Raw genomic sequence first — 24,691 nt, 5'->3', positions numbered from 1 at the left:
ATGGCTCCCTTTTTTTGGTTTTGACAAGATTTATGAACAGACTATCTGTTTAATACATCGGCAATTTTCTTCGCGAATTTACACATGTCATCATCAGAAGCATACTTTTTCTTTTTCATGGAGAATCTTATATTGTCATCCTTAAACCTTGGAACAATATGAAGATGGGAGTGAAAAACCTCCTGACCTCCTGCTTCTTCAACATTCTGAATTATATTTATTCCGTCGCACTTAAGCGCCTGTTTAATTCCTTTGGCTATTTTCTGGGCAACGGGGTATGTTTTTTCCCCAACATCCTCAGGAGCATCCAGAATATTGTTGAAGTGTTTTTTGGGAATAAGCAATGTATGCCCGTAGTTAATTGGGTTAATATCCAGTATTGCAAAAAAGTCATCGTCTTCATAAACTCTTTGACAGGGGATTTCCCCTTCCTTCATTTTACAAAAGAGACAATCCATGTATGCCCTCCTATTACTTAATTGACAGTATTATCTTAATAATTTAGTATTATAAAAAACAAAAGTAAAGGAAACTATGCAAAATTATGTATTTGATCTTGATAACACCCTTTATCATCCGGACACAGGAATTCTGGAGGAAGTAAACCACAGAATAAACAGTTTCATGATTCATAAGGTAGGTATTCATTTTGATAAGGTTGATTTCTTAAGGCGTACTTACAGAGAGAAGTACGGTGTGACATTGCGTGGGTTAATGTATCATTATTCCGTAAGGCCTTCGGATTATTTGGATTATGTTCACGATCTGGCTTACGATGAGTTTATAGGCAAAGATCCCCTTTTAAATAGTTGCCTTGAAACTTTGGAAGGATACAGGGCAGTATTTACAAACGGTGCAAAATCCCACGCTGTGAACATTCTTTCAAAACTCGGGGTGTATGAGTGTTTTGATGATATTTTTGCCATTGAAGATGTTGATTATATACCTAAAATTTATATTGAAAGTTTTAAAAAAATGATGGATATGTCAGGGATTATTCCCGGTGATTCTATATTGTTCGAGGACAGTTGTGTCAATCTGACAGCCGCGGCAAAACTTGGATTCAAAACAGCCCTTATAGGGGTTGGAAACGGGAGCGGGTTTGATTATCATTTTACTTCAATTTATGATATAGTTTCACTGACTGAAAAGGGACAGATGTGCTGTGAATAGAAATAATAAAGGGGTGCGTTATGAAAAAATTTATAGGTGCAGGAGTACTGATTGTTTTCTTAATGTCTGTAATGCCGGCTTCTGCTGAGACGAGAGGTTCCATTGTTCTGCAGGATACATTATACGGAACAATAACAGGAGCCATTATCGGTACTGCGGCAATAGTTTTTACTGAGGAGCCGGAGGACAATCTGGATTATATAGCCTACGGAGCAGCCACAGGTGCCATAGTGGGAACTTTCTTCGGTGTTTATGAATCCACGGCACTTGTAGAGATTGAGAACGGTGAAACAAAAATTGCCATGCCCACGATAAAAACAAGCATAAAAAACAGAGATGGAAAAACAGCCGTTGAAACGAAAGCGGATTTTGTCAGAGTCAATTTCTAATAAGCACATTTTGTATTAGTAATGTCTGGCAGCGGGAGACCGGAATTTAATATTTTGTTTACCCAGAGTTTTTTATGGCTGAATTTTGTTGGTATTATTGTCTGGAGGAATCTTGGAAGAAAAATCTAAAAAAATACAGCGGATGTTTGACGGCATTGCCGACAGGTATGATTTGCTCAACAGGCTGCTGAGTTTCAGAAGAGATGTTGCCTGGCGTAAAAAGGCTATTGAACTGCTTGAAGTGAAAGAGAATCATAAAATCCTCGATCTGGCTTGCGGCACAGGTGATATGATAAGCGAGCTTAAAAGACAGACAAAAAATGCGAATATTATCGGTGCAGACTTCAGCAAAAATATGCTGTTTAAGGCTAAAAGAAAACAGCCCGATATAATGCTCATTGCCGGCGATGCTCATTATCAGCCCTTTAAATCGGAAAGTTTTGACAGGGTTATGATTGCTTTCGGTTTTCGCAATGTTACGGATAAAAATAAAGGTCTGGAAGAGTTGTTTCGGGTTGTCAAGCCAGGCGGACGATTATGCATACTGGAATTTTCTCAGCCGGAGGGCTTTATATTCAGCAGACTTTACAGGCTGTATTTTACGAAAATACTTCCTTTCCTTGGGGGGTTGATTTCCGGGGACAGAAAAGCATATGAATATCTCCCTGATTCTGTGTACAAATTTCCCCCCAAAAATGAGTATAAAAAAATGATTATCGAATCAGGCTTTGAAAGGGTACAGTTTAACCCTATGACATTCGGAATCTGTGACGCTACTATTTGTTTCAAATAAATATTGAAAAGTATTGATACTGAACTGGAGGATATATGGCATATAAAGATTTGCGCTCCTTTATAAAAAAGCTGGAAAAAGAGGGGGAGCTTGTCAGGGTTAAGGAAGAAGTTGACCCGGTATTGGAGATAACAGAAATCACGGACAGAGTTTCAAAAAAGCACGGCCCTGCCCTATTGTTTGAAAAGGTAAAAGGTTCAAAACACCCCCTTTTGATTAACGCTTTTGGTTCAGAGAAGCGTATGAATCTGGCATTGGAAGTGGATGACCTTAATGAGCTTGGCAGTCGCATTATTAACCTGGTGGACAGGAATGTCCCTCAGAACTTTATGGATAAGCTCAAGTCTCTGCCCATGCTCAAAGAGCTCAACCAGATCCTGCCCAAAATGGTGAAGACCGGCCCATGTAAAGAGGTTATAATTAAAGGCGATGAAGTAAACATAGAAAAGTTTCCTATACTGAAATGCTGGCCTTTGGACGGCGGACGTTTTATTACACTGCCGAATGTTTTTACAAAAGACCCCGAAACAGGTGCCAGAAACTGTGGGATGTATCGTATGCATGTTTACGATAAACAGACCACAGGAATGCACTGGCATCTTCATCATCACGGAGCTGATCATTTCAGAAAAGCCAGAAAGGCCGGTCTTGAAAAGATTGAAGTGGCCGTGGTTTTGGGAAGCGATCCGGCTGTCACATATGCTGCCACAGCACCTGCTCCTGACGGGGTTGATGAAATGCTTCTGGCCGGTTTTATACGTAAGCAATCGGTGGAGCTTGTTAAATGTGAAACTGTTGATTTAGAAGTACCTTCCAACAGCGAAATTGTCGTGGAAGGGTATGTCAACGTTGATGAATTCAGGACAGAAGGCCCTTTTGGTGATCATACCGGATATTATTCCCTGGCGGATGAATATCCTGTGTTTCATATTACATGTATAACCCACAGGAAAGATGCTGTCTACCCCACCACAATAGTTGGCAAACCTCCTATGGAGGACTGTTATATGGGGATTGCCACCGGGAAAATCTTTTTGCCCCTTTTAAAGAAGCAGGTTCCGGAAATAGTTTATATGGCCCTGCCCCTGGAAGGTGTATTTCATAATATGATGTTTATTTCAATAGATAAAAAATACCCTCAGCATGCAAAAAAAATAATGAATTTTATCTGGGGAACAGGGCAGATGATGTTCACCAAAATGATAGTTATTGTTGATGAAGATGTGGATGTCCAGAATACATCTGAAGTACTATGGCGGATGGGCAATAATGTGGACTGGAAAAGGGATGCAGTAGTGATGGAAGGCCCCCTTGATGCACTGGACCACTCATCGCCATACCCTCACTGGGGTTCGAAAATCGGGATAGATGCAACCAAAAAATGGGAAACGGAGGGGCACACAAGAGAGTGGCCGCCTGATATTGTCATGGAAAAAGAAATTAAGAAACTTGTGGATAAAAAATGGAAAAAATACGGCATAAAGCTGGATAATGAGTAAACAGCAGAAAACTAAGATTTTTTTGACGTTTCTTAATGAAAAATACTCTGATGCCGAGTGCTCCCTTGTTCATAGAAATCCTTTCGAACTGCTCATTGCTACCGTACTAAGTGCACAGTGTACGGATGAAAGGGTAAACAAGGTAACACGTGTTTTATTTGATAAATATCCCGATGCAAAAAGTATGTCTGACTCCGATCCTGAAGAGTTAATGGAGATAGTCAGACCAACGGGTTTTTATAAAAATAAAGCATCAAATATTCTGAAAATTTCAAAGAAAATTGCAGGAGATTATCAGGGCAAACTTCCTCTTGATATGGGAAAACTGACTGAGCTGCCTGGCGTGGGCAGAAAAACGGCCAATGTCGTATTGGGTAATCTTGGCGTGGCTGAAGGAATTGTTGTGGATACCCATGTAAAGAGAGTTACGACACGAATCGGAATTGCCAGTGCCGATGATCCTGAAAAGATTGAAAAAGAGTTGATGGTATTAATTCCTAAAAACAGATGGAATAAATTCAGCCATCAGGTTATTGCTTTTGGAAGAGATATATGCAGATCCCGGGCACCAAAGTGTAATGAATGCGAAATGAATAAATCCTGTGCTTATTTTTTGGATAAAGGAGGAGTCAGGTGAAAGGTTTTGATATACACAGCGCACTGAAAAGAACCTCCAAAAAATTCGGGAAAGCTCCGGGGACTCTTGAATATACGGGTGATTATAAGGCAGAGCCGACGTCGATAATTATGTACTCCTTTGATACTGAGAGTTTTTCAGAAAATGAGGTTGACGATGTACAGGAGCTGAATAGAGAGTTGCCAAAAGGGAAAGTAAACTGGATAAGACTGCACGGTTTCAGGGATATTTCTAAAATCAGGCAAATAGGAGAAGTTTTTGATATTAATTCACTGGTTCTTGAGGATGCTCTAAATCCGTATCAGCGGGCTAAAGTGGAGGATATGGGCAATTATTTGTACATTACACTTAAAGTTTTTGAGGGAGGCAAAACTCTCCACGATATAAATGCACATCAGATGAATATTATTTTAATGGATAATTGTGTTATCACTCTCAACGAAGCCAGGGAACCTTACCTGGATCTGATTCTTGACAGGGTAAAAAGAAGCGAGGGCAGGATAAGAGGAAAGGGGCATGATTATTTTGTAAATGCTGTAGTTGATTTGATTGTGGACAGTTATTTTATTGTTCTTGAAGGGATTTCCGATAATCTGGATGATCTTGAAAAGAAACTTCGTGAAAAAGATGTAAAGGATTTTGTCGGTTCGGTATATGACTTAAGACGCCTCCTTACATCAGTCAGAAGGGCTATCTGGCCGATAAGGGATATCATTGCCTATCTTGACAGCGGTGCTTCAAGGTTAATTTCAGACGGAATAAAATTTTATATTAAAGATATTTATGACCATATAATGCACTTGGTTGAAACAGTGGAGTCACTGAGAGATGTGACGGCCAGTCTGCTTGATCTGCATATGACCGATTTGAGCAACAGAATGAATGAGATCATGAAAATGCTGACAATCATATCAACACTCTTTATACCGCTCACATTTATAGTGGGCGTTTACGGGATGAATTTTAAATATATGCCTGAGCTGGATGTGCGTTGGGCTTATCCGGTGGTTTGGCTTGTTATGATTATTATTGCCGGACTGATGCTGCTGTTTTTCAAAAAGAAAGACTGGATATAGATATATGAGCATACTTTTTACATGTCTCCTTATTTTTGTTGCCAGAATTTGTGATGTTACTATAGGTACCTTGAGAATTATTTTTGTTGCCAGAGGGATGAGATATTTTGCCAGCTTTCTGGGCTTTTTTGAGATTCTTATCTGGATTGTGGTTGTGGCAAAGGTAATGGGTAACGAAGCAAATATGTATGCATATCTGGCTTATGCTGCAGGTTTTTCGGTGGGAAATTTTATAGGCATATCAATAGAAAATAAGATTGCTATGGGTAATCTTATTGTCAGGGTTATTACCGGGAAAGATGCATATGTCATTATAAACGATTTAAGAAAAATCGGGTACCTTGTTACCGATGTTGACGGTCAGGGAAGGGACGGCCCCGTAAAACTTCTTTTCAGTGTGGTCAAAAGGAAAGAACTGCAAAAGTTTCTGGATGTAGTCCATAAATATAACCCTAAAGCATTTTACACCGTTGAAGATGTCAGGCAGGTAAGTACACCTTACTACCATAAGCCATTAAGGAGGTTCGGCAGAGGGATTGTAAAAAAGAAATAATTCTTAAAATTGGAGTTAAAAATTTGAAAAGCGCATTGCTTAACCCGCTTTTTCATTTGCTCCGCAGCATTTTTTGTATTTTTTCCCGCTTCCGCAAGGACATGGATCATTTCTTCCCACCTTAGGCTGTGATCTTTTGACCGGCTGTCTTTTCTCTCCGCCCTCTCCCCGATTTTCGGAGAAAATATCCCTCCTTTCTTCTGTGGTTTTTCTCTCTTTTTCTTTTAACTGGACATCTTCGTCAATTTTGACCTGGACGCGCATCATATATTCAACCGTTTCAAATCCTATACTTTCCATCATCCCCACAAACAGGTTGTAGGACTCCTTTTTGTATTCGATTAAGGGGTCTTTCTGGCCGTACCCCCTCAAGCCTACGCTGTCTCTCAAATAATCCATGCTGAGCAGATGATCCTTCCATTTTGTATCCAGGACATTCATCATAAGAAATCTTGCAAAACCGGTGAAATGCTCTCCGAATTCTTTCTTTTTATGTTCGAGTTTTTCCTTGGCCTGCTCGAGTAAGCTTTCCCTGTATTCAGAGGCATTCTTATCATCTATGCCGTCCACAGAGAAATCCAGATCAAATATTTTTTTTATTTCACCGGAGAGGCCTTCCGGATCGATAATTTCGGAATTAACATATCTTTCAAAAAGGCTGTCAACGACATTTTCTATATTTTCAAGTAAAATGGACTCAATGTCTTTTCCTTCCAGAATCTCTCTTCTCAGTGAGTAGATGATTTGCCTTTGCTGGTTCATTACGTCATCGTATTCAAGCAGATGCTTTCTGATTTCAAAATGCATAGCTTCCACTTTTTTCTGAGCGTTTTCTATAGCTCTGGTAATCATGGGATGTTCTATTGACTCGCCCTCTTCTATTCCGAGCTTGTTCATTATGTAGGAGATCTTTTCTGAGCCGAATATTCTCAGCAAATCATCTTCTAAGGAGAGGAAAAACCTGGATGATCCGGGATCCCCCTGTCTTCCTGATCTGCCTCGCAGCTGATTGTCAACCCTTCTTGATTCATGACGCTCAGATCCTACAATGTGCAGTCCACCGAGAGATTTAACTTCTTCATTAATTTTTATATCAGTACCTCTACCGGCCATGTTGGTAGCAATTGTAACTGCCCCTCTATCCCCCGCTTTGGCCACAATAGTTGCTTCCCGCTCATGGTTTTTGGCATTCAGCACTTCATGTGGTACACCCAGTTTGGATAAGAGCTTGCTCAGGATTTCTGATTTTTCGATGGAAACGGTACCCACGAGGACAGGTCTTCCCTTTTTATGCATTTCATCAATTTCACGGCTGATGGCTTTGTATTTCTCATCCAGTGTTCTGTATATTTGGTCAGGATAGTCTGTTCTGATCATGGGCATGTGAGTAGGTACAACGATTACACCCAGGGAATATATCTGCATAAATTCCCCGGCTTCTGTTTCGGCAGTACCTGTCATACCAGCAAGCTTATTGTACATTCTGAAATAATTCTGAAATGTTATTGAGGCCAGTGTTTGGTTTTCACTTTCTATCTTTACGCCCTCTTTGGCTTCCAGCGCCTGATGAAGACCGTCTGAATACCTTCTGCCCGGCATTAATCTTCCGGTAAACTCATCAACAATGATGACTTCACCATTCTGGACAACGTAATCCACATCCTTCTTGAAAACGGCATGGGCCTTCAGGGCGTTGTTTACAAAATGAAGGGTGTCAATATTCCTTATATCATAAAGGTTTTCAACACCAAGAGCTTTTTCAACATATGAAATCCCTTTGTCGGTAAGAGAGGCGGTTTTTTCCTTTTCCTGGATTGTGTAATGCTCCTCGTTTTTCAGGTTTTTCACCACAGCGTTTATTGTATAATACTTGTCGGTACTTTCCTCTGTGGGGCCGCTTATGATAAGAGGAGTTCTGGCTTCGTCTATAAGAATACTGTCCACTTCGTCAACGATGGCATAGTTAAGTTCCCGCTGAACGTAATCTGAAAAATCATATTTCATATTATCACGGAGATAATCAAAACCGAATTCGTTGTTTGTCCCGTATGTTATATCACAATCGTAAGCCTGTTTCCTTTCACATGGGACTAATTTAGTGGTGAAGTTTTCTATATCATCCCAATCCACGTAAAATGATTTATCAGGCTGTATAACCCCCACTGTCAGTCCCAGAAAGAGATATATCGGACCCATCCACGCTGCGTCCCTTCTGGCGAGATAGTCGTTTACAGTGACAAGGTGTGCTCCCTTACTTTCTATGCCGTTCAGGTAGAGAGAAAGGGTTGCAACAAGTGTTTTCCCCTCACCTGTTTTCATCTCGGCAATCTTGCCTTTGTGCATTACATAACCACCGATAAGCTGGACGTCAAAATGTCTCAGCCCGGTCGTTCTTTTACTGACTTCCCTTACAACAGCAAAAGCTTCTTCCATTATATCATCAAGCGTTCTGCCTGATGAAAGTTCATTCCGGAATTTTTCCGTCTTTTGTGCAAGCTCTTCATTGGAAAGTCCGGCCATCTTATCTTCAAAGCTGTTTATCCGTTCAACTATCGGCCGGCATTTTTTCAAGAACCGGTCGTTGTGTGTTCCGAATATTTTTTTTGCCACCTGTTTTATCATTTAATGCTCCTTCTTGTTCCCTGTTGCTCCTGTCTTGCAATAAGCCAGTAAATTAAACCCAAAACCATAATAGATGCAAGCACAAAATAAGTAGTAATGCTGTCAGTTTCCTGTTTTAGGGTAAGTATAAGCAGATCTCTGACAAATGCAATGAGGGCAACTCCAACAAAAATACTGATTTTGAATTTTCCCCCTTTTATTATCTGTATCTCCGTATGCAGCAATTCCACAAGTACCCATATTATAAGCAGCGAGCCCAGTGATGTTATCAAAACGTGCTCAGTATTTTTCGAAAGCAGTCCCAAACTGTCATATCCAAAAAATATTGTTGCGGCGATTGTAAGAAATATTAAAATAGCTACAAGTATAAAGTGCATAAAAAGTGAAAAACGTTCACTTATATCCACAATAAAGTTTTTTAAACTGAAAACTTTACTGTATTTCTTTATTATGTCCTCATAGTATGTTGAAATTATAATATCGCCTGTTATATCCATTATTTTATGGAACATCATCAGAATACCCTTTCTCTGAAAATCATCAGGGATATTCTGAAATATTTTTTCGTGTATCCAGCTTCGGGCATAACTGATTAAACTGTTCACCATTTCCTGGTTAATGGAATAAGCCAAATTGAATTCGGAAAATTTTATAAGAAAACTCACATAGTCATTATTAAACCTGCCGCTCAAAACCCTTTCGTACAGTTTCCCGAGCATTGCTTTGTATTCATCTGTGATTTCAGTACTGTATGTTTCCGGCAGTTTGAAATTTTTTACCACAAAAGCACTCATATCCGCTGCAAACTCGTCACTGTATTTTGACATCTGTTCCCAGATTGAGCCCAGTTCTTTTAAGTCAGATTCTTTAACATCATAATTGCGGACAATATTTCTGTAATATTTCATGATAGATTCCTTTTGGGCAAACAGTGTTAAGTAAATTTTTATTTATTTTTATAGGATATTAAGGTAAAATCTCATAAAAATAAAGTGTAATTATTTTCTTGATAAAGGAGTCAAAATGTCCGACAGAATAGCGGCAAAAGAAAGAAAGACTGCTGAAACAAACATTTATATTAAACTGAATCTGGACGGAAACGGCATTTCTGAGATCAAAACCGGCTCAGGTTTTTTTGACCACATGCTTGAGCTTTTTACAAAGCACAGCGGCTTTGATTTAAAATTGGCTGCAGAGGGAGATATACATGTTGATTTGCATCATTTAGTGGAAGATACAGGTATTGTCTTGGGTGGCACATTGAAAGAGGTTTTGGGTGAGAAAAAGGGAATCGAGAGGTATGGTTTTTTTATGCTGCCTATGGATGAAACACTTGTGGAGACGGCTATTGATTTGAGTGGAAGAAGCTTTCTGAATTTTGATGTTCAGTTTTGCCAGGATGAGGTTGGAGGTTTTGCTACAGAGCTCATTGAAGAATTTTTAAGGGCATTTACTTCAAACGGCCTGTTTAATCTTCATGTAATTTTAAGATACGGTTCAAATACACACCATATTGCTGAGGCGGTTTTCAAATCCCTTGCAAGGTCTTTGCGAACAGCAGTGCGTCAAAGCGGAGGCGGTATTCCGTCAACAAAAGGAGTTGTCTGATAAAATGATTGGTATTGTCGATTACGGAATGGGAAACTTAAGAAGTGTTGCCAATGCTTTCCTGAAAATGGATATAAAAGCTGAAATTACAGATAAACCCGGAGATATCGATTCTTATGATCGTCTTGTTCTGCCGGGGGTGGGGGCTTTCGGAAAATGTCTGGAAAATCTTAAAGGTAACGGTCTTTATGAGGTAACTGTGGATTTCATAAAAAGTGGTAAACCTTTTTTGGGAATATGCGTGGGAATGCAGCTGCTTTTTGAAAAAAGCTATGAGTACGGCGAATATAACGGGATGGGTATATTCCCCGGAGCTGTCAAAAAATTTGAAATAAAGAAAGAAGGTGAATATAAAATACCTCATATGGGATGGAACAGTCTGATTCTGAAAAAACGGCATCCGCTGATTGAAGGTATCAGAGACGGGGAGTATATGTATTTTGTACATTCTTATTATGCGCCCGTTTGCGATTTTTCTGTGGCTACTGCTGAATATGCAGGAGTGGAGTTTAGTGCCCTTGTTGTCCGCGAAAATGTGGCGGCCACACAGTTTCATCCGGAAAAAAGCCAGCAGGCAGGATTAAAAATACTGAAAAATTTCGGGGGGTGGAAATGTTGATTATTCCGGCAATTGATCTGCTTGGTGCTAAAGTCGTAAGGCTGAAGAAAGGCGATATGAAAGATTTTAAGATATACTCCGATGATCCTGTGTCTGCAGCAGCCGAATTCCAAAAAATGGGTGTGAAAAGACTTCATATCGTTGATCTGGACGGTGCAAAAAAAGGGGAAAGCGTCAACTTTGATGTGATAGAGCGGATCGTACGTCATACGGATATGGAAGTAGAGGTGGGCGGCGGTATCCGGACATTTGAAAGAGTGGAAGCTTATTTTGCCCTGGGAGTTAAATATGTTATACTTGGAACTACAGCTGTCAAAGATATTCCGTTGACCAAAAAAATTGCTTCCGCATATCCGGGCAGAATAATACTTGGTATGGATGCAAGAAACGGTATCCTTTCTGCTGAAGGCTGGTATGAAGACAGCAGTCTGACAGTTGAGGATTTGATATCAGAGTATAAAAACACCCCTTTTGAAAGTGTTATATACACAGATATTTTAAGGGACGGTATGCTCCAGGGTATTAATATAGAAAAAACGGGGGAGCTGGCTGCCAAAATTCCTTTCGGTGTTATTGCCTCGGGAGGTTTGAAAAGCAAAGATGATGTTTATGCGCTTCAGAAAATAGATAATATAAAAGGATGCATTGTGGGTAAAGCATTTTATGAAGGGCTGATCGATATTAAGGAGCTGCTGAAGGAGGAGATATTTAATGCATAGATTCTGCCACCTTCTTGCCACCGGTTTTTATGTGGGACATCTGAGACCCCCGGGAACGCTGGGCTCACTATTGGCTATTGTTTTAATTGCACTGACTTTTTACGTAAGTATCTTAGGCAAATTTTTTGTTTTTGTTGCTCTGTTTGTTATAGGAATAATTGTTTCCGAATATTATGAAAAATATCACAATGAGAGAGATGCTTCACAGATTGTCATTGATGAAATTGTCGGTTATTATTTTGTACTCATGTTTGTTTCTTTTAATATGATAAATTTGTTGATAACATTTTTTCTTTTCAGAATTTTCGATATATCCAAACCTTATCCTATAAAACAGCTGGAGTCGATAGAAGGGGGCACCGGGGTGATGCTTGATGACCTTATTGCCGGTATCTACTCTCTCGGAATTTTTCATATAATCAAGGTGTTTATATGAAAGTTAAGGCTGCCATTCTTGCAATAGGTAATGAAATATTAGAGGGCAGTATCGTTGACTCCAACTCATCTTTTCTTGCATCGAATATTTCCAGGCTCGGAGTCACTGTCACATCAGTTCAGGCTGTTCCGGATGATTTTAATGAAATCGTAAAGGCTTTTGACTATTATATGAAAACTTCGGATTTTGTACTTACAACAGGCGGCTTGGGGCCAACTTTTGATGACTTGACTGCTGAGGCAGCTGCTCATGTGACAGGGGTAAAGACCGTTTTTAATGAAGAGGTATTTGCCCATATAAGAAAAAAACTTACCTCAAGAAACGTCGCCATAAAGGAATCTCACAAGCGGCAGGCAATGCTGCCGGAGGGGTGTGAAATTTACAATAACCCTGTGGGCACCGCATATGGTTTTTCAATAAAAAAACACAGAGCTTATCTTTTTGCCATGCCGGGGATTCCTTATGAGATGGAAGTTATTTTCAGGATGCATATTTTTCCTTTTCTCAAGGAAATGTTCAAACTGAACGAGTACTTTTCCAGTGAAATGGTTTTTAGCGGCATACCGGAATCTGATGTTGATGACGTTATGAATGAAATAGGTATTCCTTCTGATGTTAAATGCATTATTAACGTTTCAAAAGGTGATATAATCGTTCGTCTCAGAAGCTGGAAGAACGATTCATTGCAGCAATTCTCAAATCTGCTGAGGAAAAAGCTTGATAGAAATTTTGTAGGTTACGGCAGAAGCGGCGTGGAAACAAGGCTGTTCAGCGCTCTAAAAGAAAGGGGGTTGACTTTGGCTACAGCGGAAAGCTGCACAGGCGGGCTTATTGCAAAAAAAATGACGGATATTCCCGGAAGCTCAGATGTGTTTTTGGGTTCAATTGTTTCTTACAGCAATAATATTAAGGAAAAGCTCCTTGGCATTAAAAAATCTGTTTTGGAAAACCATGGAGCTGTCAGCAGTGAAACCGCTGAAGCTATGGCTGAAAATATAAGAAATATATCCGGTGCAGATGTTGGAATAGGGGTAACTGGTATTGCCGGGCCGTCCGGAGGCAGTCCGGAAAAACCTGTTGGAACTGTATATATAGCAGTCAGTATTAAAGATAAGGTAAAAGTAGAGCATTTCGTTTTTACCGGTGACAGGGAAACAGTAAGAGAAAGAAGTGCCAAACGGGCGATAATAATTGCTGAGCAGGAGGTGCTGGCAATTTGATGAGATGTTTTGTTGCAGTGAAGATACCGACGGCATTTTCCCGCAGAGTCAGTGGACTCAGTGATGAATTTGAAGAAATCATGCATTTCAGGCGGGTGAAAGCGGGAAATATGCATATTACGCTGTTTTTTTTCGGAGAGCAGAGAGAAACGGTTGTTGAAGATATAAAAAAGGTGATGGATAATGTGACACTTTCGCCTTTTGAGATACTTTTTGACGGAGCAGGTTTCTTCGGGAGCCGCAATTTTCCTAAAGTTGTTTTTTTAAAGGGTCACTCGGATTATTTGTGTACAATTTACCGGGATATGAAAAATGAATTTGATAAGTTAGGAATTAGTTTTGACGAAAAACCATTCAGGATTCATCTAACTCTGTTAAGGGTGAAAAAGTTATATGATAAAGATGCATTTCTTGATAAAATAAATAAAGTTAATAAATTTTTTCAAAAGGAGCGAGTGAAGTTAGATGCCATTCATTTAATTAAAAGCAGTTTAACTTCGAAAGGTCCGGTATATGAAACTTTATATAATAAAAAAGCTAAGTATTAGGAGGTAGTTAATGGATAAGGACAAGCAAAAGGCAATTGATTTGGCTTTGGGTAAAATAGAGAGGGATTTTGGCAAAGGGGCTGTTATGCGGCTTGGAGATAAAGCTGCTGAAAAGCTCCCCGTTATTCCCACAGGCTCCCTTTCATTGGATATAGCACTGGGCGTGGGTGGTGTCCCCCGGGGCAGGATAGTGGAAATATACGGTGCAGAGTCCAGCGGTAAAACTACTGTTGCTCTGCATGTAATTGCAGAAGCGCAGAAAAAAGGCGGTGTGGCGGCTTTTGTAGATGCGGAACATGCGATGGACCCGGTTTATGCTGATTCTATAGGTGTGGACACGGATAATCTGCTTGTCAGCCAGCCAGACAGCGGCGAGGCGGCTTTGGAAATTGCTGAAACACTTGTGAGAAGCGGAGCTGTTGATGTCGTTGTTATTGATTCGGTGGCGGCGTTGACTCCACGTGCGGAGATTGAAGGGGAAATGGGCGATGCGCACATGGGCCTTCAGGCAAGACTGATGAGCCAGGCTTTGAGAAAATTAACGAGTATTGTCAACAAGTCCCGAACGACTTTGGTTTTTATTAACCAGACAAGGCAAAAAATTGGGGTTATGTTCGGTAATCCGGAAACCACAACAGGTGGAAATGCTTTGAAATTTTATTCAACGGTTCGTGTTGAGGTGAAAAGGACAGCGTCTCTTAAAGAAAAGGATGAAACAGTAGGCAATCATGTGCTGGCTAAGGTTGTGAAAAATAAAGTCGCTCCTCCTTTCAGACAGGCGGAGTTTGACATTATGTTCGGTAAAGGGATTTCAAGAGAAGGCATTTTGATTGATATGGGAGTAAAGGAAAATATTATTTCCAAAGCCGGTGCCTGGTTCAGTTACGGCAATACCAGGCTTGGACAGGGCAAGGAAAATACCAGAGCCTATTTAATGGAAAACAGTGAGATAGCAGAGGAAATAGAGAATCAGATTAAAAAGAATCACAATATCCCTGTAACGGAAAACCCGTCTGAAAAAGCCGGACGAAAACAGGAGGAACAGCCCGATGATTGACATTACCAGTATTTTGACTACTGCAGTAAAAAAAAGGGCTTCGGATATTCACCTTAAAGCCGGCAGACATCCTATTTTCAGGATAGACGGCAAGCTTATTCAATCCCCCGATTTCCCAAAACTTTCAGCTGAAGAGCTTTTGAAAACAGCCGCTTCAATGATGAGTAATAACATAAGGGCAAAGTTTAAAGAACGCCTTGAAGCTGATTTTTCGTATAGTGTGAAAGATTTGGGTCGTTTCAGGGTTAATGCCTATCTTCAGAGGGGGAGCGTTGTTTTGGTAATGAGGTCGATCCCCAGAAATATCCCCTCTATTGAAGAGCTCAATCTGCCTGAGGTTCTCAAGAACGTGGCAATGCAGCAAAGGGGACTGGTTCTTGTTACAGGAACGACCGGTACAGGTAAATCAACAACTTTGGCTTCCATGATAAAATACATTAATACAGAAAGAGAAGTTAATGTGATAACTATTGAAGACCCAATTGAATTCCTGCACAGAGACAATAAATCGATAATATCCCAACGGGAAATAGGTACGGATACTTTGAATTTTCCTGATGCCTTGAAATATTCCCTCAGACAGGATCCGGATGTGATACTGGTTGGTGAGATGAGAGATGTGGAAACTATCGAGACTGCACTTCTTGCTGCTGAAACGGGACACCTTGTAATGTCCACCCTGCATACTCTGGATGCTCCTGAGACGATTAACAGGATTATTACCGTATTTCCTCCCTATCATCAGAGACAGGTTAGGATGCAGCTGGCCTCTATTCTTAAGGCGGTTATTTCAATGCGCTTGGTTCCAAAGGCCGATGGAAAAGGAAGAGTTCCGGCGGTGGAAGTGATGGTAAACACACCGACGATTAAAGACTGTATAATCGATAAAGAAAAAATGAGTCAGATCGGCGATTTTATGGAATCAGGCAAAAGTATGTACGGTTCTCAAAGTTTTGATCAGTCTCTGTACTCACTTTACCAAAAAGGGTTGGTTACTTATGATGAGGCTGTTAAATGGGCCACCCGCCCCGATGACTTTACTCTCAGAGTTAAAGGGATAACAACAACATCCGATGCAAAATGGCAGGATAATAATGGGGAGCAGACAGAATAAAACTCCCGAAAGTTATGTTTATGGTATATTAGCTAAGAAAGATTTTACCGAGGGAGAGATAGCTTACAGACTTAAACGCAGATTCGACTTGTCCGAGAGTGAAGTGAGTGCAATTCTGGATAAGCTGAAACGGTTCAATTTTATTGATGATGAACGGTTTGTGAAACTTTTTACACTGACAAAGCTAAGGCAGGGGTACGGCCCCTATTACATTTGCAGAAAGCTTTCGGAAAAAATGGTTGATATCTCCGTGGAAGATGTGGAAGAAATTGCTTTTAAAGAAAATTTGGAAATTGAGCAGATAGCTGTTGACGTTTGCAGAAATAAGGTTAGAAATATTACGAACAAAAGCGGGAAAATATCAGAAAATACCCCTTCTGCTATCAGTGTTTATAAAAAATGCTTTGACTTTTTGGTCAGAAGAGGTTTTGATATTGAACTTTCAAGAAGAATAGCAAAGGAGGAGTCAAAATATGAAGGTGATTTTTCTTAAAGATGTTAAAGGAACAGCTCATGAAGGTGATGTCAAAGAGGTTAAAGACGGCTATGCCCGTAATTACCTTATGCCTAAAGGTCTTGTTGCACCGGCTACAGAAGCCAATTTGAAAAAACTTGAGAGCAGGAAAGATAAAATTAAAGCAAAGGAAGAGACAAAACTTTCTGTGGCAAAAGAAAAAGCCGAAAAACTAAGCAGTCTGGAGATAAACCTGACAATGAAAGCAGGGGAGAAAGGAAGGCTTTTCGGTGCAGTCACTTCACAGGATATAGCTGATGCTATCAGTGAGAAAGGCATAGATGTGGATAAAAAGGATATTGAACTTAAAAATCCTATCAAGGAAATCGGAGAACATACTGTTACAATCGGTCTTTACAAGGAAGCCAAGGCTGATGTAAAAGTTAATATCAAAGCTGAAGAATAGACAGGCAGGTGTAATGGCTAACGGTTATACTAAAAATTACAGAAACAATACGGCTTATTCTGACAATAACAGCCCCGCCATCAAGAAGCCACCTTATAGCATGGAGGCCGAACAGGCTGTACTTGCTTCTATACTTATTGACGATAAGGCGCTTGATAAAATTGTGCATCTTCTGGGGGTCAGTGATTTTTATTACCCCCCTCATAAAATAATTTTTAAAGAACTTATGGAGCTTGCCCATAATAATAAGCCGCTGGATATTGTAACCCTCGTTAGTTCCCTCAATGACAAAGAGCTTACAGAAAAAGCAGGCGGGGTGGATTATATTTCTGAGCTGGTGAATATTATACCCAATTCGGCCAATATTGTTCATTACGCCAATATGGTAAAAGACAAAGCGCTGTTGCGGGCGTTAATCGAGTTTAGCTCAGATATTGCCGAGAAGTCCTATTCATATACCGGTGAAATCAGCAGTTTAGTTGACGAAGCTGAGAAGCATATTTTCAGTCTGGCTGAATTCAAACTTAAGAATGAAGTTCAGCCGATAGGTGTGGTAATAAAGGATACTTTTGAAATTTTAGAAAGTCTTTACGGCAGGAACGAACAGATTACCGGAATACCAACCGGATTTATGGATCTGGACAGGTTAACAAACGGTCTTCAGAAGTCTGACCTTATTATCGTAGCCGGCAGACCCGGTATGGGCAAGACTGCTTTCGCAATGAATCTCGCCCTGAACACCTGCAGCAAGTATGACAGATCGGCAGCTGTTTTTTCTTTGGAGATGTCTTCCGGACAGCTCGTGCAAAGGCTTTTGTCTTCTGAAGCGAAAATAGAGTCTACAAAGCTGCGTAACGGAAGGCTGAACAATGATGAATGGCAGAGACTTGCCAGTGTTGGTTCGGAGTTGAATGATTTGAACCTGTTCCTTGATGACACACCTGCTATTTCATCTATGGAGCTTAGAGCGAAATGCAGAAGGCTTAAGAGGGAATATGATCTGGATGTGGTTATAGTTGATTATCTTCAGCTTATGTCAGGCAGCAGAGCTGAAAGCAGGGAGCAGCAAATTTCAGAAATCTCGAGGGCGCTGAAAGCCCTTGCAAAAGAGCTGAACATTCCGGTCATAGCACTTTCCCAGCTTAACAGGGGTGTTGAAAACAGAACGGATAAAAGACCTGTTCCCTCTGACCTGAGAGAGTCCGGGGCTATTGAACAGGATGCAGACCTTATTATGTTTTTATATCGTGACGAGGTGTATCATCAGGATACAAAGCTTCCCGGAGTTGCCGAACTTATTGTGGCCAAGCATAGAAACGGCCCTACTGATACTATAAAGCTTGCTTTCCTTGAAGAGTACACCCGCTTTGAAAATGCTGAATTATAAACGGCTTAGGCCGGTCTATTATGAGTGTTCGGGTGTATGTTTTTTTTAACACCATGTTGTTTATGTATTACATAAATGTATAATGTTTTTGTTTTTTTATAAATCATAAGATGATATTTGCAATAAGACAGTTTTAGAAAAACTTTATGAAATTTCTTGTAATGGCTGTGTTTAAAGCTTTTGAAAGTTTGAATTGTGAAATAAGTGTTTGCAAAATACTTTATAATCGGATAATATTATAATATATGTTTTTTGGAATGTTTTTTGCTACAATGTTTTGAAGACACAATTGGAGTAAGTATGTATCAAACAACTTTAAATAGAGAGATTTCATTCTCCGGGACGGGATTGCACAGCGGCAGCTATATAGATGTGAATATTAAGCCCGCCCACCCGGACACAGGGATACAGTTTATAAGGAATGATGTTGACAATAGTCAATTAACGAAGGTTTCACCTTTTGATGTTTATTCCACACAACTGGCCACTTCTATTAAATGCGGCGGAGCTTCAATCAGCACTATAGAACATCTTATGGCGGCTTTGTACGGATTGGGTATAGATAATGCGGTTGTGGAAGTAAATGCAGGGGAGATTCCAATCCTTGACGGCAGTGCAGCGCCTTTTGTCGATATACTTTCCCAGGCAGGGGTTAAGGTGTTGGGCAAAAAACGAAAGTACCTTAAATTCAAAAAGCGTATACGAGTTGAATGGGGAGACAAGTGGGTTGAGCTTATTCCTTCCAGATTTCTAAAATTTACATGCCATATAGATTTTGACAACAAGCACGTAAGGGAGCAAAAAGCTTTCTTTAATGTTAGCCCACAAGTTTTTAAGAATGAAATAGCCAAAGCAAGAACATTCGGTTTTAAAGAAGAGGTGGAAAGCCTCTGGCAGATGGGACTGGCCCGCGGCGGTTCTCTCGACAATGCAGTTGTAGTGGGTGATGAGGGAGTAATCAACAGTGAGGGGCTGAGATTCGAGGATGAATTTGTCAGGCACAAGACTTTGGACCTTATTGGAGATGTATCGCTGCTTGGATACAGGTTTTACGGGCATGTGCGCGCTTATAAATCCGGACATCAGCTGAACAACCTTCTGGCAAGAACACTTTTGGAATCAACTGCCTACTACACAGTAACTGAAATAGAAGAAGATTATAAGCAAGCTGGTTATGAAAGTATAGTTCTGGAACCTCAGGGAGCTGTTTAAAGGGATAATATCCCTTTAAACAGCATGTTTCACCAATTTCTTTTTACAAATTATTATTTCTACTGAAGTCACCTCATTTTTCGCAGTGCAAATATTTTTCAATGTAATTTGCACGCATTTCGCAGCCGAAACTCGAAACTACTGCCGCTAACCGTCTACTAGCACCAGCCTTTCAGGCTGGTAAAAATGTTGTATACACAAATTGATTGACTTCGTCAATTTTAGCTATTTACATAGCTGCTAATCGGTCTTTGACCGATGCCAGTGGAACACATTCGACATCGGCTGCTTCATTTGTGCAAATTACATTGAAATCAGTGTCATGTTAGCTAAGTATATGTAAAACAATACTTTTATATAATTTTTGGGGTGATGCCAGATTATTTTTAATAATATCACCGTTTTTTTGCTATTTTTCACTTCCACAACACTTTTCATAATTCAGGAAAAACTGCTCTTGTTGGCAACCTCCCATTTTTTTAGAGCTATGACAATACTCAGATATTGTTAGTACATAGATAGAGATCCCTCGGCTTCGCTCGCCCTGTTAAATATCAGCTTCGCTGATTGCCTACGGCATTTAACGGGGCGAGGGATGACATAAATTGTTGTCTAACATCCGCCTTGGGCGGATAAATAGAATGTAAACATATTTACCAGTCTAAAAGACTGGTGCTAGCCGCAGGCATTCTTTCGAGCAAAGTGAGAAATCTTAACCATATGAAACGACATAACGAATAAATATACAACTGTGCTTAATATTGGGATATCTTCATGAGTGAAAGTCCAAATATTAAGATAAAGTATTGTCAAATAGCACAAGTACAAAAATTTTGGAAGGACGCCAATGCTCTTGTTGTTGACTTGGTATGGAGGATATTTTATCCTGCTTCTTCATTCATACAAAAATGATTTTTAATTTAAGGAGAATACATTGCCAATAATCGGATATTTTATTATTTTAACTCTCATTGCAGCAGAAATTTACGAATTTATTGTGGATAAGATTAATGACAGATATATTGAAAAAGTTGCCGAAAATCCCCCTGCAAGAGCTTTAAGGGTATATTCATCTGAAGAATTGAAAAAAAGTGGTGAATATCATAAAGACAAAAGCCGGATTGGTCATTACGAAAGTTTGGTTCACGGTATTATTTTTTTCGCTCTTTTGTTATTTGGGGTTTTTCAATGGTTTTCGGCAGAGATTTTTTTTACTTATAACAGTGAATATTTGAGGGCATTAATCTTTTTTACTTTCTATCAGCTGCTTTTTGCTCTCATAGGCCTGCCTTTTGATATTTATGAAACATTTGTTATAGAGAAGAAATATGAATTTAACAAGACGACCCCTGCTCTGTTTTTAAAGGATATGATATTGGGTGGCACAATATCATATATTATTTTTGTTATCATTCTTTTTGTTGTTATTAAACTTATTCAATCGGCAGGTACATACTGGTACTTATACGCAGCATGTGCGGTTTTTCTTTTCTCTCTTTTTATGATGTACTTATATCCGGTGGTAATTGCTCCATTGTTTAACAAATTTCAGCCTTTGGAAAATAAAGAGCTGGAGTCGGAGATTTTCAAGCTTGCAGATAAAGCGGATTTCCCCGTCAAAAACATTTTGCAGATGGATGCCTCAAAACGCTCTACGCATTCAAATGCGTATTTTACCGGTTTTGGAAAAAACAAACGAATTGTACTTTTTGATACACTTTTAAATAATCATACAGAGAAGGAAATTATAAATATTCTGGCGCATGAAATCGGGCATTATAAACTCGGACATTTGAAAAAGATGCTTTTCTTCATGTTTATCTCTGTATTTGTTTCCTTTTTCCTTGTGGGGATATTGATAAATAATGAATTTATCTACCACGCCCTCGGTTTTGAAAAGTCAATATTTACAGGTTTATTTATAATCTCTGTTATTCTCAGTCCAGTTGGAAAATTTTTTGAGCCGGTTTCATCATTCTTTTCACGTAAACATGAATATGAGGCTGACACATTTGCCGTCAAACTTACAGGTGAGCGGGATACAATGGCTGACACGCTTGTCCATTTGCACAAGGACAATTTATCCTTTCCGTTGCCGCACCCTCTTTACGTAAAGATTCATTATTCCCATCCTCCCCTTTTAAAAAGGATAGAACATTTATCAACGAAAGCGTGAGATACCGTAATACGTTAAGCGTGATGGGTGAATGGTTATACGTTTTGGTTTATAGTAGGAAGTCCGGAGAAACAGTTGAATTTTTGTTTTCAAGCGGGCAGTAAATAAATTAAATGCCCGCCCAAGATGTATATTTTAAAACTTGCAAATAAATATGAGCATTATCTACCGGAGCTTTTTAAGCTTTCAAGAAGCTCAAGTGTTTTGTTAACGGAATCTTCCCTTTTAACAGAAATTAGCTCTTTGTCTTTCCGGATAAATATTTCTATATTCCCCTCTTTGAGAGTCTTTTTGCCGACATTTATTCTCAAAGGGTATCCGATTAGATCGGCATCGTTGAATTTTACTCCCGCACGCTCGTCTCTGTCGTCAATGACAACATCCACACCTTTTTTCAGAAGCTTGAGATAAATTGTTTCTGCCACATTGACTACATTTTCATCGTTTGTATTAACAGGCACAACAACAACCTCAAACGGCGCAAGCTGGGGAGGCCAAATGATACCTGCATCATCGTGGTTCTGCTCAATAGCCGCGGCTGCAGTTCTGCCTATCCCAATCCCGTAGCAGCCCATAATCATATGTTTCTGCTTTCCATCTTTATCAAGATATGTGGCGTTCATACTTTCTGAGTATTTTGTTCCCAACTTGAAAATATGTCCCACTTCTATTCCTTTTGTTATTACATAAGTACCTTTACCGCATTTAGGGCATTCATCTCCGGGTTCGGCTGTACGGAAATCTCCGAATTGTTTTACTGTGAAATCCTCACCAATATTTACATTTTTCAGATGAACATCTTTTGCATTGCCGCCCACTACAAAGTTTTTTATATATTTTACGGCATTATCGGCATAAATGGGCAAAGGAAGGTTTACAGGGCCTGAAAATCCCATGGCACCGCCTGTGATTTCCTCTATTTCTTTTTCGCTTGCAAAATCCACATTAACAACATCCAGATAGTTTTTTAATTTTACCAGGTTGGCTTCATGATCACCCCTGACCATAAGAGCGACGAAATCTTCAGCAGTTTTCAGTATAAGGGTCTTTACAATTTTGCTGATATTTACACCAAGAAAATTTGCTACCTCCTCCACTGTCTTTTGTCCGGGGGTTTCCACCTGTTGGGAGGGCAATATTTTTTCATCATCTTTAGCGTAGTTGTCTGCAGTGACGGCTTTCTCCATATTTGCAGAATAATCACAACTATTGCAGCTTATCACAAAGTCTTCACCGGTATCGGCAAGCACCATAAATTCATGAGAAAATGATCCTCCAATCGCTCCGGAGTCAGCTTCGACGACTTTGTACTTAAGGTTACAGGCCTCAAAAATTTTACAATACGCAGCGTGCATCTGCTTATAACTTTTTTCGGCAGCCTCATCGTTTATGTCAAAAGAATATGCATCCTTCATTATAAACTCTCTGCCCCTCATAAGGCCGAAACGGGGGCGTACCTCGTCTCTGAATTTTGTTTGTATTTGGTAGAGGTTTAGAGGCAGCTGTTTGTAACTTTTGACACTGTTTCTTACAATATCAGTAATAACTTCCTCATGAGTGGGACCGATGCAGAAGTCCCTGCCATGCCGGTCCTTTATGCGTAAAAGCTCCTTGCCGTAATCCGCCCATCTTCCGCTCTCTCTCCAGAGATCTGCAGAACACACAGCAGGCATCAGCAATTCAACAGCTCCATATTCGTTCATGTATTTTCTCACAATCTGTTCCACTTTTTGAATAACTTTCAACCCTAACGGAAGGTATGAGTATATGCCCGCTGCTGATTTTCTTATCATGCCGGCTCTGAGCATAAGTTTGTGACTTACCACTTCGGCTTCAGCGGGTGTCTCTCTCAGTGTAGGTGTAAAATAGTTTGATAGTCTCATCAGTGTGACTCCGCTTTTTGGCAGATAATAACAGTGCTATGTGATTGATGCAAGAAATTTTAGCCGGTGTTGTTATTTTAGCAATTATGGACTATCTTTTTGTGAAAATACATTATGTGAGAGGAGTAAGATGCATATACCCGAATATTCTTATCCGCTGTACAGACCTCCCAGTGAGGCTAAATCTTTAATATTTCAAATTACAGAAGGGTGCTCGTACAATAAGTGCACCTTTTGCGGAATGTATGTGGATAAAAAATTTCGCATAAAGCCTTTTGAGGAATTTAAATATGAAGTTGACGGAATTCCTGAGTATACAAAAAAGCATATAAAACGCATTTTTCTGGCTGACGGAGATGCTGCTATATATCCGTCCGAAGGTTTGTTAAAAATTCTGGATTATCTGCATGAAAAATTTCCAAACCTGGAAAGTATCCGATCGTATGCAGGTCCGCAGGCTCTTCTGGAAAAAAGTTATTATGACTGGCGTGTAATTTTCAGCAGAAAGCTGGATATGTTGTATTTCGGGCTTGAGAGCGGAAATAATGAAGTTCTCAAAATTATGAACAAAGGTATGGATGCGGATGAAGTAAAAGAAAGAATAAAAGGCCTGCAGGAGATCGGCTTCAATTTTTCTGTAATGGTTATTCTGGGTGCAGGGGGTGTCAAATACACCAGCAGTCATGCGGTGGATTCCGCACGCTGGATCAGTGAAGTAAATCCTAAATACTTAAGTCTGCTCACCCTGTTTCTGCGCAGGGGCAAAAACTATTTTCAATATATTGACACCCCCCGGTTCCGGCATTTGATTGATGAGGCAGCTGAATTTATAGAAAATATCAGAGGTGAGGGAATAATTTTCAGATCGAATCATGTATCAAACCTGTTTTCACTGAAAGGTACTTTGGATAGGGATAAAGACAGGTTACTGGGATACCTTAACGACGTGAGGAGGCATTGTTACAAGAAAGGGGTTTTGGAAAGTTATCCGGATTTTTACCAGGAAAATATATAAAAAACTAAATTGGTATAAATATAAAAACATAAATG

Annotated in this window: 25 protein-coding genes; 21 read left to right on the top strand and 4 right to left on the bottom strand. The window is 39.8% G+C overall.

Features of this window, described 5'->3' with window-relative positions; genetic code table 11:
* Positions 1-41: 41 nt before the first annotated feature.
* Positions 42-458 carry an HIT family protein gene (locus UMU13_RS00850; protein ID WP_328216383.1) on the bottom strand — a complete coding sequence of 139 codons (417 nt, stop codon included), beginning with the start codon at positions 456-458 and terminating at the stop codon, positions 42-44.
* Positions 459-534: 76 nt separating this feature from the next.
* Here UMU13_RS00850 and UMU13_RS00845 point away from each other — a divergent pair, with 76 nt between their 5' ends.
* The 7 genes from UMU13_RS00845 (at position 535) to UMU13_RS00815 (ending at position 6,120) form a co-directional block, all read left to right on the top strand.
* Positions 535-1,173, top strand: a complete 639-nt coding sequence (locus UMU13_RS00845) for a pyrimidine 5'-nucleotidase (protein ID WP_328216381.1) — start codon at positions 535-537, stop codon at positions 1,171-1,173.
* 20 nt (positions 1,174-1,193) lie between these two features.
* Positions 1,194-1,562 (top strand): hypothetical protein, encoded by a 369-nt coding sequence (locus UMU13_RS00840; protein WP_328216379.1) that lies wholly within the window; start codon positions 1,194-1,196, stop codon positions 1,560-1,562.
* Between the two features lie 112 nt (positions 1,563-1,674).
* On the top strand, positions 1,675-2,355 hold the full coding sequence (ubiE, locus tag UMU13_RS00835; RefSeq protein WP_328216378.1) for a bifunctional demethylmenaquinone methyltransferase/2-methoxy-6-polyprenyl-1,4-benzoquinol methylase UbiE: 681 nt from the start codon (positions 1,675-1,677) through the stop codon (positions 2,353-2,355).
* Between the two features lie 35 nt (positions 2,356-2,390).
* Positions 2,391-3,854 carry a menaquinone biosynthesis decarboxylase gene (locus UMU13_RS00830; protein WP_328216377.1) on the top strand — a complete coding sequence of 488 codons (1,464 nt, stop codon included), beginning with the start codon at positions 2,391-2,393 and terminating at the stop codon, positions 3,852-3,854.
* Complete coding sequence (gene nth / locus UMU13_RS00825; RefSeq protein WP_328216376.1) at positions 3,847-4,491, top strand: endonuclease III; 645 nt, start codon at positions 3,847-3,849, stop codon at positions 4,489-4,491. The genes UMU13_RS00830 and nth overlap by 8 nt, the downstream gene beginning before the upstream one ends.
* Positions 4,488-5,567, top strand: a complete 1,080-nt coding sequence (gene corA, locus UMU13_RS00820; protein WP_328216375.1) for a magnesium/cobalt transporter CorA — start codon at positions 4,488-4,490, stop codon at positions 5,565-5,567. Before nth ends, corA begins: the two co-directional genes overlap by 4 nt.
* Before the next feature lie 4 nt (positions 5,568-5,571).
* The gene (locus UMU13_RS00815; RefSeq protein WP_328216374.1) at positions 5,572-6,120 is read left to right on the top strand and encodes a DUF2179 domain-containing protein; all 549 of its coding nucleotides are present in this window, start codon (positions 5,572-5,574) and stop codon (positions 6,118-6,120) included.
* A gap of 39 nt (positions 6,121-6,159) precedes the next feature.
* On the opposite strand, the gene secA is transcribed toward UMU13_RS00815, so the two are convergent.
* Together secA and UMU13_RS00805 are read right to left on the bottom strand one after the other, a co-directional pair.
* Positions 6,160-8,742, bottom strand: a complete 2,583-nt coding sequence (secA, locus tag UMU13_RS00810) for a preprotein translocase subunit SecA (RefSeq protein ID WP_328216373.1) — start codon at positions 8,740-8,742, stop codon at positions 6,160-6,162.
* Positions 8,739-9,650, bottom strand: a complete 912-nt coding sequence (locus UMU13_RS00805; RefSeq protein ID WP_328216372.1) for a phosphate-starvation-inducible PsiE family protein — start codon at positions 9,648-9,650, stop codon at positions 8,739-8,741. The genes secA and UMU13_RS00805 overlap by 4 nt, the downstream gene beginning before the upstream one ends.
* A 115-nt stretch (positions 9,651-9,765) precedes the next feature.
* Here UMU13_RS00805 and hisB point away from each other — a divergent pair, with 115 nt between their 5' ends.
* The 13 genes from hisB (at position 9,766) to UMU13_RS00740 (ending at position 21,758) form a co-directional block, all read left to right on the top strand.
* Positions 9,766-10,350: an imidazoleglycerol-phosphate dehydratase HisB gene (gene hisB, locus UMU13_RS00800; RefSeq protein ID WP_328216371.1), complete on the top strand. Its 585-nt coding sequence runs from the start codon at positions 9,766-9,768 to the stop codon at positions 10,348-10,350.
* Between the two features lie 4 nt (positions 10,351-10,354).
* Positions 10,355-10,969, top strand: a complete 615-nt coding sequence (gene hisH, locus UMU13_RS00795; RefSeq protein WP_328216368.1) for an imidazole glycerol phosphate synthase subunit HisH — start codon at positions 10,355-10,357, stop codon at positions 10,967-10,969.
* A complete protein-coding gene (gene hisA / locus UMU13_RS00790; protein WP_328216365.1) occupies positions 10,963-11,688 on the top strand; it encodes a 1-(5-phosphoribosyl)-5-[(5-phosphoribosylamino)methylideneamino]imidazole-4-carboxamide isomerase in 726 nt (241 codons plus the stop codon). Before hisH ends, hisA begins: the two co-directional genes overlap by 7 nt.
* On the top strand, positions 11,681-12,124 hold the full coding sequence (locus UMU13_RS00785; protein WP_328216364.1) for a phosphatidylglycerophosphatase A family protein: 444 nt from the start codon (positions 11,681-11,683) through the stop codon (positions 12,122-12,124). Before hisA ends, UMU13_RS00785 begins: the two co-directional genes overlap by 8 nt.
* Positions 12,121-13,344 (top strand): competence/damage-inducible protein A, encoded by a 1,224-nt coding sequence (locus UMU13_RS00780; protein WP_328216363.1) that lies wholly within the window; start codon positions 12,121-12,123, stop codon positions 13,342-13,344. The genes UMU13_RS00785 and UMU13_RS00780 overlap by 4 nt, the downstream gene beginning before the upstream one ends.
* Positions 13,344-13,892, top strand: a complete 549-nt coding sequence (gene thpR, locus UMU13_RS00775) for an RNA 2',3'-cyclic phosphodiesterase (RefSeq protein ID WP_328216362.1) — start codon at positions 13,344-13,346, stop codon at positions 13,890-13,892. Before UMU13_RS00780 ends, thpR begins: the two co-directional genes overlap by 1 nt.
* Before the next feature lie 10 nt (positions 13,893-13,902).
* Entirely contained in the window at positions 13,903-14,949 is a 1,047-nt protein-coding gene (gene recA, locus UMU13_RS00770) for a recombinase RecA (protein ID WP_328216360.1), read from the top strand.
* Positions 14,942-16,063, top strand: coding sequence for a type IV pilus twitching motility protein PilT (locus tag UMU13_RS00765; RefSeq protein ID WP_328216358.1), 1,122 nt, complete (start codon positions 14,942-14,944; stop codon positions 16,061-16,063). The genes recA and UMU13_RS00765 overlap by 8 nt, the downstream gene beginning before the upstream one ends.
* Positions 16,044-16,556, top strand: coding sequence for a regulatory protein RecX (locus UMU13_RS00760; RefSeq protein WP_328216356.1), 513 nt, complete (start codon positions 16,044-16,046; stop codon positions 16,554-16,556). Before UMU13_RS00765 ends, UMU13_RS00760 begins: the two co-directional genes overlap by 20 nt.
* Positions 16,537-16,983 (top strand): 50S ribosomal protein L9, encoded by a 447-nt coding sequence (gene rplI, locus UMU13_RS00755; RefSeq protein ID WP_328216355.1) that lies wholly within the window; start codon positions 16,537-16,539, stop codon positions 16,981-16,983. The genes UMU13_RS00760 and rplI overlap by 20 nt, the downstream gene beginning before the upstream one ends.
* Before the next feature lie 13 nt (positions 16,984-16,996).
* Positions 16,997-18,370 carry a replicative DNA helicase gene (gene dnaB / locus UMU13_RS00750; RefSeq protein ID WP_328216354.1) on the top strand — a complete coding sequence of 458 codons (1,374 nt, stop codon included), beginning with the start codon at positions 16,997-16,999 and terminating at the stop codon, positions 18,368-18,370.
* Between the two features lie 300 nt (positions 18,371-18,670).
* Positions 18,671-19,582, top strand: coding sequence for a UDP-3-O-acyl-N-acetylglucosamine deacetylase (lpxC, locus tag UMU13_RS00745; protein ID WP_328216352.1), 912 nt, complete (start codon positions 18,671-18,673; stop codon positions 19,580-19,582).
* Positions 19,583-20,516: 934 nt separating this feature from the next.
* The gene (locus UMU13_RS00740; protein WP_328216351.1) at positions 20,517-21,758 is read left to right on the top strand and encodes a M48 family metallopeptidase; all 1,242 of its coding nucleotides are present in this window, start codon (positions 20,517-20,519) and stop codon (positions 21,756-21,758) included.
* Positions 21,759-21,919: 161 nt separating this feature from the next.
* Here the strand turns inward: UMU13_RS00740 and UMU13_RS00735 are convergent, their stop codons facing one another.
* The gene (locus tag UMU13_RS00735; protein ID WP_328216350.1) at positions 21,920-23,641 is read right to left on the bottom strand and encodes a proline--tRNA ligase; all 1,722 of its coding nucleotides are present in this window, start codon (positions 23,639-23,641) and stop codon (positions 21,920-21,922) included.
* A 130-nt stretch (positions 23,642-23,771) separates the two neighbouring features.
* On the opposite strand from UMU13_RS00735, the gene UMU13_RS00730 reads away from it, so the two are divergent.
* Entirely contained in the window at positions 23,772-24,656 is an 885-nt protein-coding gene (locus tag UMU13_RS00730; protein ID WP_328216349.1) for a radical SAM protein, read from the top strand.
* Positions 24,657-24,691 lie beyond the last annotated feature (35 nt).

Source organism: Flexistipes sp., from assembly GCF_036172515.1.
Classification (GTDB): Bacteria; Chrysiogenota; Deferribacteres; order Deferribacterales; family Flexistipitaceae; genus Flexistipes.
This window is presented reverse-complemented; position numbering and strand designations above follow the sequence as displayed.